Below are 1,282 nucleotides of genomic sequence, written 5' to 3'. Positions count from 1 at the left end.
TGCTGCCTAAGAAGACCGACACATAACGCCCGCATTTGCGGCTGGTTTGGAGCGTAGCGGAAAAACAGTCCGGCAATATGCGATTGTTATGCACTTTTATTTCGCTTACGATGCCAATCCCTAATGGCAACTCCAACTGGGTCAGCAATTAACTCAGCACCGCTAGACCTTAAAATCGAATACGACTTTGCTGACTCTGTATAACTAAAATCCAGATCATGCAAGTTCGATATTTCAGCGGAACAGTTTTTAGCGACAGATTCTATAGCAGAAAGATATGACTTTGTAACTTTCTCGAATTTTAACTTGTTAGAAGAAAACTCAAGACCAAGCTCCGCATCCATGTGGATTGAATAAAGCGGTGCTTTAGTATCAATAACGGCTCTTATGCCTTTTCCATAAACCATAATTTCCTGACGTGCAGCTTTATTTTGAGTTACATGTGGCGCAAATCCAGCACTACGAAAACCTTCGGCCATACCATCAACCAGTGATTGAATTTGAATTGATCCGTCTGCAATTTCCATGTGTCCGCTTGCGTACAAACCACCCCATATTTCAGTTGTAACAGCTTCTCCAAGCGGGGATACTTCGGCATATTCATCTACTATATCGATAAACCATATATCACCAGATTGCCGATACTCTTCCCACCTTTCTATTGGAACGCCTATTTCTAAAAGCATGCTAGGACTAACTTGCCGCACAATACCTCTGACGTTGCAGGGGACATTACTAAAAGTAAGGTGTTTAGCTGAACAGACCGCGGGAATGTACTCCACTAATTTATCCATTCCTGGAAGCATTCCGATCATTCCGAAAGCCTCAGCGTCGGATGGATAGAGGCATAGCTGATATAGATCATCGTCAATCGGTGGATAAATTCCCACAGGCTTTAAGTGGGATGTTACTTGTCCCAAAATGCCCATTATAGGATTTTCAGATAAAACCTGAGGCCCTAGTCTCATATTTGTATGATGACCAATAATAGGTGAAATAAAATGATTACGAAGAAATGGGCCGAATGTAGAAGGCTTGCACGTTAAAGTGACCCATTCATCAGCTTGGAGATGATTTGATTTTAGAGCAGTGAGAAGATCAGGCGGAGACGAAAAAACTTTTGCATTTGCTTTTTTTACAGGCGTTCGCAACTTTTTAGCCAATGTTGATATCCAGTTTTTTAGGTCTGGGTATAACTGTTGAGACAGAAAGCTTGCAGTATTATCGTCCATGCTGAATTAACCCTTTTTGCGCATAACGCCGCCATAAAGGGCGCGCGCGG

At 42.4% G+C, this 1,282-nt stretch carries 1 protein-coding gene; it reads right to left on the bottom strand.

Translation table 11 applies throughout. The features are described from left to right. Positions 1 to 86: 86 nt before the first annotated feature. Positions 87 to 1,232 (bottom strand): hypothetical protein, encoded by a 1,146-nt coding sequence (locus EGJ68_RS18200; protein ID WP_158283742.1) that lies wholly within the window; start codon positions 1,230 to 1,232, stop codon positions 87 to 89. Between the last annotated feature and the right edge of the window lie 50 nt (positions 1,233 to 1,282).

This window comes from Haliea alexandrii, from assembly GCF_003719295.1.
GTDB classification, from domain to species: Bacteria; Pseudomonadota; Gammaproteobacteria; order Pseudomonadales; family Halieaceae; genus Haliea; species Haliea alexandrii.
The sequence above is the reverse complement of the archived record's forward strand: the minus strand, read 5'-3'. Positions and strand labels throughout refer to the sequence as shown.